The 7,320-nt window shown below is 45.3% G+C and carries 8 protein-coding genes; 4 read left to right on the top strand and 4 right to left on the bottom strand.

What is annotated here, in order from left to right; genetic code table 11:
• Positions 1–310: 310 nt before the first annotated feature.
• Genes HXW94_RS17745 through HXW94_RS17735 form a run of 3 tightly spaced genes read right to left on the bottom strand, consistent with a single transcriptional unit; the run spans position 311 to position 1,892 of the window.
• The gene (locus HXW94_RS17745) at positions 311–1,300 is read right to left on the bottom strand and encodes a type II toxin-antitoxin system HipA family toxin (RefSeq protein ID WP_178368231.1); all 990 of its coding nucleotides are present in this window, start codon (positions 1,298–1,300) and stop codon (positions 311–313) included.
• 2 nt (positions 1,301–1,302) lie between these two features.
• Entirely contained in the window at positions 1,303–1,620 is a 318-nt protein-coding gene (locus tag HXW94_RS17740; protein WP_178368230.1) for a HipA N-terminal domain-containing protein, read from the bottom strand.
• Complete coding sequence (locus HXW94_RS17735; protein WP_178368229.1) at positions 1,608–1,892, bottom strand: helix-turn-helix domain-containing protein; 285 nt, start codon at positions 1,890–1,892, stop codon at positions 1,608–1,610. Before HXW94_RS17735 ends, HXW94_RS17740 begins: the two co-directional genes overlap by 13 nt.
• A 134-nt stretch (positions 1,893–2,026) precedes the next feature.
• On the opposite strand from HXW94_RS17735, the gene HXW94_RS17730 reads away from it, so the two are divergent.
• The 4 genes from HXW94_RS17730 to HXW94_RS17715 all read left to right on the top strand — a co-directional run bounded on the left by HXW94_RS17730 (position 2,027) and on the right by HXW94_RS17715 (position 6,492).
• The gene (locus tag HXW94_RS17730) at positions 2,027–4,222 is read left to right on the top strand and encodes a S8 family serine peptidase (RefSeq protein ID WP_178368228.1); all 2,196 of its coding nucleotides are present in this window, start codon (positions 2,027–2,029) and stop codon (positions 4,220–4,222) included.
• Between the two features lie 286 nt (positions 4,223–4,508).
• Positions 4,509–5,750: a right-handed parallel beta-helix repeat-containing protein gene (locus tag HXW94_RS17725; protein ID WP_218576798.1), complete on the top strand. Its 1,242-nt coding sequence runs from the start codon at positions 4,509–4,511 to the stop codon at positions 5,748–5,750.
• A gap of 40 nt (positions 5,751–5,790) precedes the next feature.
• Complete coding sequence (locus HXW94_RS17720) at positions 5,791–6,021, top strand: hypothetical protein (protein ID WP_218576797.1); 231 nt, start codon at positions 5,791–5,793, stop codon at positions 6,019–6,021.
• Between the two features lie 168 nt (positions 6,022–6,189).
• On the top strand, positions 6,190–6,492 hold the full coding sequence (locus HXW94_RS17715) for a hypothetical protein (protein ID WP_178368226.1): 303 nt from the start codon (positions 6,190–6,192) through the stop codon (positions 6,490–6,492).
• Positions 6,493–6,932: 440 nt separating this feature from the next.
• Here HXW94_RS17715 and HXW94_RS20460 read toward each other — a convergent pair whose 3' ends face one another.
• Positions 6,933–7,184: a type II toxin-antitoxin system RelE family toxin gene (locus tag HXW94_RS20460; RefSeq protein ID WP_178368232.1), complete on the bottom strand. Its 252-nt coding sequence runs from the start codon at positions 7,182–7,184 to the stop codon at positions 6,933–6,935.
• Positions 7,185–7,320: the final 136 nt, after the last annotated feature.

The raw sequence follows: 7,320 nt of genomic DNA, 5'->3' as shown, positions 1-7,320 counted from the left end.
TTACAAAGATAAGGAATAGAGGCTGCGGGTTTCAGCCACTTAAGGTGTTTACATTTTAATAAAAAACTCTAATTGAATCGTAAATTAAATACTTTTGATTACTATTTAATTAGATTTTATAACCTACATTAAATGTATATTTATCAATCTATAAATATTTTTTAACGGAAATTCCGTTTTGGGGATTCGTGATCATTCCTAAGTTTTGGTATAAATAATGATAAAAATTTGCGAAATTTGTCATATTAAGACGATATTTGACTATATTTTTGCTAACAGTTAAAAACCCCAAAACGTGGCATGGCCGAGATCAATTCAAATACCCAAGTGCTTTAATCCGCTCCGAAACAACCCGGCAGACGTTTTTTTTCATGCCGACCGGCATATAACTTTGCTTGACCAGATCAATGAAATCCGGTTCTTTTTTTCTTGCGAATTCAATAAATTTAATCACGGGCTTTTCCCTTAACCCGATACGCCCTCCAAACAGTCTGAAATCAGATGCCGTATAAAATCCATAACGGGTGTACGCTTCGGAAAAAAAACCTTCTTTTTCACTCTCAAGCAAATCCAGGGCAAGAAATTCTGAACCGGACATGCTTTCAAATGCATGGGTAGACAGGCAGTCGTAGTTGGGAGTCAGGTGGTCGTAATAAATTCCCCGTGTGCCGGGTTGTTTCTGCAGGCTGATATTTTTCAAGTGCATATCATCATTTCCGATGATGTATGCATGAACCACCCGTTTAAAAAAATCCATTACAACCGCAGCCTTCCCGTTAACCATGGCGTGTATAAGACGCCCCGCCTCTTCATAGCTGCGGCTGTACTTGTCATCACTTTTTATCCCAAATCCCTGGACCAAATCTTCCTGGTGGATTCTTTGATCCTCTCTTCGATCAAAACGCTTTGTAATGTAGACCGGTTCTCCGTCAGAAAAGCTTATCAGGGCGCAGGGGGCTGTCGGGATCTTGAGGAGCATGCCGGAGAGCATGGCGCAGTGTTCATTCTCAGCAGCATGGGGAAAGGCTTCCGGGCTGGGCTTGAGAATGTATGTCCCGTCTTGCTCCGTCATTTGCAGTTGATACTGTGAATCCACTTTTAAGGAGAGCTTATGCTGGATACCGGAAATGGACATTCCCTTTGATTTCAGGGGACTTTCCCTGAAAAAATCTTTCCGGGAGAAAGATAAAACCGGATTAACCTTAAGGCTGTTAAAAAATTTTTTGAATTCCGGATTTAAATAGCCGGGATACTTGGATCCGGGGGGCACTTTTTTAAGGCTGATCCTGCAATATTCCATTTTTATCCTTTATCTTTCAGCACCCGGACAGCACCAACAAGATCGCCACCATTTTCCAGCAAAAGAGCGAACCGGTCATTTTCATCAATTTTTTGTGTCCGGCTCTGAATATCCCTGAGCCATCCTTCGGAAACCAGGTTTTCAAAAAACGGAAATAATTCGTCTGCCGTATACGGGGATGCCTGCAACGGAAGATTGAAACTGACCGGGGTGCCCCGGGTGATATATGCCGGATCATAAATAAAGCTGTAACCGGTCTTATCCTGTTTTAAGGTTCCGGCAAAGACGTGATGAAAGTACACAAATCCTACCCGATCCATAAATTTAATCCCAAGGTCTGGAGAATATTAATGACAAGATCAAAACGAACCGAAACCGATCCAGTTTCGATTTTACTTAGTGTTGCATAGGAAATGCCGCTTAAATCACTGAGTTCCTGCATGGTTAAATGCTGATTTTTCCTGGTACGCCTGATGACCTGTCCCAATTTATCGGCCGGCACCGCATCTGAAAGCTTTTGGCATTGGTTTAGTTTGCCGGTCAACTCATTATACTGCACACGAATATGTTCAAGTTCTTTTTCGATGCCCATAATCATTCCTGTGATTTTTTTACCTATTTTATCAGTTTTTTTTTAAAGAATATATATGAATGGATATATTTTTTTAAAAAAATAGGCGATAATATTAATTTGATATTTTTTTTATTTTTTTATATAATAAAACAATGTTGCAGAAACGACTTTTTTCCCATTTATTAATATTCGGAACACTGCTCCTGGGCATGCAGCTCTCCGCATCCGCCCAAGCCCCCTGCAAAAGTCCGGGGATAACATTCACAGCAGGCAAACTCTCCTTTGAAGCCAAAGCGATTTCCCTGGACTGCCTCATGGCCGGCATCAGCCGGGAAACCGGCATCCCCATCCGGATCTGGCCAGGCGCCCCGCTCAAGGTCACCCTTTCCGTTGACAACATGGATCTTGAATCCGTTTTCAGGACACTCGGCGCCGGTACCAACGCCCTGGCATACACCCGCATACCCCAAACCGGTGAATACCGTCTGGTATCGGCCCATATCACCGGTAAAGGCCCGGCACAGCCCGGGCGGAAAAAGCCGGTGCCGGCACCTGCCGACGCCGTCCCGGGCGAACTTTTGGTTCAATTCAAAGACCATGTTCCCCCGGACAGTATCCAGGCACTCCACAGGTTCATAGGCTCCCGGATCCTGCGTCAGATACCGGGCCGGAATATTTTCAGGATAAAAATTGCCGCCGGAATGACCCGGGAAATTGCTGCCGACATGTACCTGGCTTCGGGCCTTGTCAAAGCTGCCGAACCCAATTTGATCCGCCGCCGCCAAACAATGCCCGATGATCCCAAGATTGCCCGGCAATGGGGGCTTTCCGCCATACAGGCTCCGGCCGCTTGGGAAACGACAACAGGTGCCGCAGATCTGATCATTGCCCTGATTGATACAGGTGTGGATCTTTCCCATTCGGACCTGGCGGAAAATATCTGGACCAATTCAGCAGAAGCCAACGGCCTGGAAAACGTTGACGACGACGGAAACGGGTATGTGGATGATATTCACGGCTGGGACATGGCGGATAACGACAACCAGCCCTATGACACAAACGGCCACGGCACCCACATTGCAGGTACCATCGGTGCCGTTACCGGGAACGGCACAGGTATTGCCGGGGTCTGCCCCCGGGTCCGGATCATGTCCCTCAAGGTCGAACCGGACAACGGCAGCACCATGACGCTTGCAGATATCATAGAAGCCGTGACCTATGCCCAAAATATGGGCGCCGCCATCGTCAACTGCAGTTTCGGCGCAGATTTCTATTCCGACATTGAATTTAATGCATTCAAGAAACTTGCCGACACCGCCGGCGCCCTGATCATTGCATCGGCCGGAAATGAAAATCGCGACATTGACCTTGATCCTTTGTATCCGGCAGCTTATGAGGTCCCCGCCATCGTCTCTGTGGCCTCAAGCAGTGAAATTGCCCCGGGAGAGTACGGCCTTTCCGATTTTTCAAACTACGGTGCCGCCAATGCCGATCTTATGGCGCCTGGAAATGATATTTATTCCACGCTTCCCAGTAGCGGGGTCACCACCCAGGCCTATTTCAGTATCGACGGGGAAAACACCCAATACCCGGCCGAAGGTATGACCTATTCACAACGCACTGATGCCCAAGGCATAACAGGCATCCTCATCGACTGCGGATACGGGTACCCCAATGAAATTCCGTCATCGGTAAAAGACAATATTGCCTTGATCAAACGAGGCGCCTTCCAGGGCGCTGATTTTTATTTTTATGAAAAAGTTGCCAATGCCCAGGCCGTCGGCGCCGCCGGTGCCGTCATCTATAACAATGTCTCCGGCGAGTTTGCCGGTACCCTGGGCACTCCCGGTGAGTGGATCACCACCGTCTCCATCAGCCTTGAGAACGGAGAATTACTTTTATCGAAACTTCCGGTCCAGGTTACCCTTGTCAACAAAACAGCCGATCCCGACGCAATTTACGGCAGTCTAAGCGGCACCTCCATGGCTGCCGGATTCGTCAGCGGCGCTGCCGGCCTGGTCAAGGCCTTTGCCCCCCAAAAGACCGCAACCGAGATCAAAGCCCTGCTCATGAACAATACGGATGTCATGCCGAAACCGGCATCTAAAGTGCTGAGTTCAGGCCACCTCAACATTTTCAAGACACTCGCCTCTCTCACCCTTCCCGGAGACCTGAACAAAGATTTCAAACGAGGGCTTAATGATGCATTCATCGGACTGAAACTGATGTCCGGACAGGTAACCCAGGATATTTCAGAAGAGACCTCTCATTGGGAAACCCAGGGTGACGGCAGGGCCGGTATGTCCGAAACCCTCAAAGCCCTTCAGGCAGGGTCGATTGCTTTTTAATGAGTTTAATTCCTGATTAATTTTGGCAGTCACCCCAGGATACAGATTAAAGGCTTTACTCTCTAATTTTCCGTGGTAAGGGGCACCTAACTGACGATTCTCTTTCTGGCGAAAACACTTGAAAATAATCTGCTGATTCGATATGTTATGGCAATTTTATTATTCGGATTGAAGTCACTGTCATATTTTGTTGTGGGTTAAGCCTATAGGTGTTGATAGACCAGCTCAGCCCGTTGCTGTTATTGAAAATAGACATCAATTAGCTCTTTTCAAAGAAAGGATCAAAATGTTCAATTATATAAGAATATTTGTATATTGTATGCTGATCTGTTTCCTGTCCCTTGGGGCCGACGCTTCCAGCGGAGATATCAGCGGTAATGGCGCCACAACCCTGGGCGACGCAATATTGGGTTTAAAAGTCGAGTGCGGCGTTGAGAACATAAAAACGTATGCTCTGAATAATGAAGTAAACCAGGACAACAAAATCGGAGTAGCGGACAGTTTGTATATCCTTCAGTGTTTAGCAAAACTGCGTAGCACTGAAGATCCAAATGCGTCAATAATAAAGATTCCCACTAATTATCAAACAATCTCCCAGGCCGTTTCAGCAGCAAAGGATGGAGATACCATTGAGGTCTCAGGCGGCATATATGATGAGAACGTTATAATCGATAAATCCATAAAACTGATCGGTGCCGGAATGGATTCAACAGAGATAAACGGCAGCACAGTTCCAGGAAAAACACCCTGCAATGATCCGGTTCTAAGCATTACAGGCAATAAGGTCGTTGTGGCGGGATTTAAAATCACCGGCGGCTATCCGGGCCTTGAAATTATCGGCGAGAATGCGGTGATTGAATTCAACAATATTACAAATAATACAAGCAATGAGTATTGCCCCAATCACAGCACAGGGGGATTTTATGCCGAGGGGTTAAACGGCCTGGGACTAGTTGTCCGCGGCGGCAATTGCAAAATCAGAAACAACCTTATTGTAAAAAATGGAGAAACCTGGGATGGCGGGGGGTGCGGTATTGAAACCCACGGCGCCAACGTCATCATTGAAAACAACACGATTGTCCGGAACTCAGGGGCCAATGGGGCTAGCTGCGGTGACGGCTACGGGATCCTGGCCCTGTATTCAAGCGGCAGGATCATCAACAATATCATTGCAGACAATGATGCCTGGGATGGAGACGGTTGTAATGTCAAGGGATATGGCATTTATTCCGTGGACTCTGATTTCCAGGTTGATTACAACAATGTCTGGGACAATGATAATGGCGGCTGGGAAGTTAAGGAGATGAACAATTATGCAGGTGCAGGGCCGGGGGGCCATGATATTGCCGGAGACCCCATGTTTGCTGATGAGGATTTGTACCGGTTGTCATCAAGTTCACCCTGCATTGATGCAGGTGCACCGAACTATGATTACTCCTCAGAGCCGGAACCAAACGGCGGAAGAGTCAATATAGGGGCCTATGGCAATACCCCGCATGCCACTTGTGCGGAGATGCCCCTGCCCTGAATTATTCTGCAGACGTCAAAATTAGACCCTGGAGTCCAAAATGCCGCTCAAGGATGCGGGCGCCGTCAATGGGACCCGATGGGACTTGTTCCGTACCTTGAAAAAAACTGGACTGCCGGTTGAAACCGGCTCCGGCAGTCTGACAAAATTCAACCGGATGACCAGGGGACTTCACAAAACGCATTGGCTCGATGCCGCCTGTGTAGGAAAAAGCACACCTGAAACTCGATGTTCAAGTTTTTTCCCACCCCTTGTAAATACTGGGGTGTAAATGATGTGATTTTAGAAGTATTTTTTTGTCAAAAAACATAATTAATTGATATTATTGGTTTTTAAGAATCATGCCACAAATATAGCGTATTTAGTTAAAATCAATTATATCAGCATGTTAAAAAAAACTTGATCATCGAGTGAAAAGATTTTTCAGATCGACAAAACCGTGTTGATTGTAAAGGCAGACAGTCATGGCTCCAGGCAGATGTGCAGGGTAAACAAGTTCGGATTCCCCCGGACAACAGCAAAGTCAACTGAGAAAAAAGTCAACGGATTTCAGACGGGCGACATCGTCAAGGCGGTTGTCACTTCCGGCAAAAAGGTTGGAACGTACACCGGGCGTGTCGCTGTCAGAAAAAGCGGATCACTTAACATTAAAACAGTGGAGAAAACAGTACAGGGCATTAGCTGGAAATACTGTAGGCTGCTTCACGCATCTGACGGCTATTCCTACAATACGACATGCTAAGGTCCGGTGCATGGCTACTAAATTATTAGGGTGTGGCTCTTTTAGATTTTAGTCAATATGATATTAATTTAATAAGTTACAATTGTGGTAGTTGTACTTTTTTCCGGTTTTTGATGTTATATTCAATCCAGTAAAACCTATGATTAGCCATGTATTACTATCTTTTATTCAAAACTAGTAATTCATAACTATTTGAATATACGTCAGAATACGTTTTCTATGGTGCATAACATAGATGATAAAAGTTACGTTTTTTTAGGTTCTGAATAATTCTTAACCTACTGATAACATAAAATATTCTGATCCTCTCTAAAAGAGCCACACCCAAATTATTATAAGGAGGGCAGCAATTCCTCCCCTGAGCTAAAGACTCAGGGGTTTCCTTGCCGCATTTTATGATGAAGATGCGGACGAAACGCCCCCCGATACCAGGTAAATTTTTAAAGGCCTTTGTAAACATCTTTTCTATGACCCACTTTTACAATCAGAATGATCACTTTATCATGATGAATTTCATATATAATCCTATAATCACCGGTTCGGATCTTATGAAAAGAATTATTGCCTTTCATTTTGGTGCTATTGGGGTCCGGTAAGTTTCGTCCAAGTTCTTCTATCTTTTTTCTGATTCGTATCAAATCTCTTTTAGGAAACCGCTTCAAGCTTTTCAATACAGCAGGTCGAAATTCAATAAAATATTCCTCCCCATTCGCTCATTTGATATAAAGTATTTTTAAATTTCAAGTTGCGTATAAATAGAAGAGTCGAATCCCAATTTTTGGATAATTTGTTTTTGCAGATTCGATAATGGTTTCAATGAACGCATAA

It is taken from the genome of Desulfobacter latus (genome assembly GCF_013389365.1).
Classification (GTDB): domain Bacteria; phylum Desulfobacterota; class Desulfobacteria; order Desulfobacterales; family Desulfobacteraceae; genus Desulfobacter; species Desulfobacter latus.
This window is presented reverse-complemented; position numbering and strand designations above follow the sequence as displayed.

Bases quoted from the DNA above. Each gene is read 5' to 3' on its own strand.
- HXW94_RS17730 (WP_178368228.1), top strand. From the start codon at position 2,027: ATGTTGCAGAAACGACTTTTTTCCCATTTATTAATATTCGGAACACTG.
- HXW94_RS17735 (WP_178368229.1), bottom strand. From the start codon at position 1,892: ATGGGCATCGAAAAAGAACTTGAACATATTCGTGTGCAGTATAATGAG.
- HXW94_RS17745 (WP_178368231.1), bottom strand. From the start codon at position 1,300: ATGGAATATTGCAGGATCAGCCTTAAAAAAGTGCCCCCCGGATCCAAG.
- HXW94_RS17720 (WP_218576797.1), top strand. From the start codon at position 5,791: ATGCCGCTCAAGGATGCGGGCGCCGTCAATGGGACCCGATGGGACTTG.
- HXW94_RS17725 (WP_218576798.1), top strand. From the start codon at position 4,509: ATGTTCAATTATATAAGAATATTTGTATATTGTATGCTGATCTGTTTC.
- HXW94_RS17740 (WP_178368230.1), bottom strand. From the start codon at position 1,620: ATGGATCGGGTAGGATTTGTGTACTTTCATCACGTCTTTGCCGGAACC.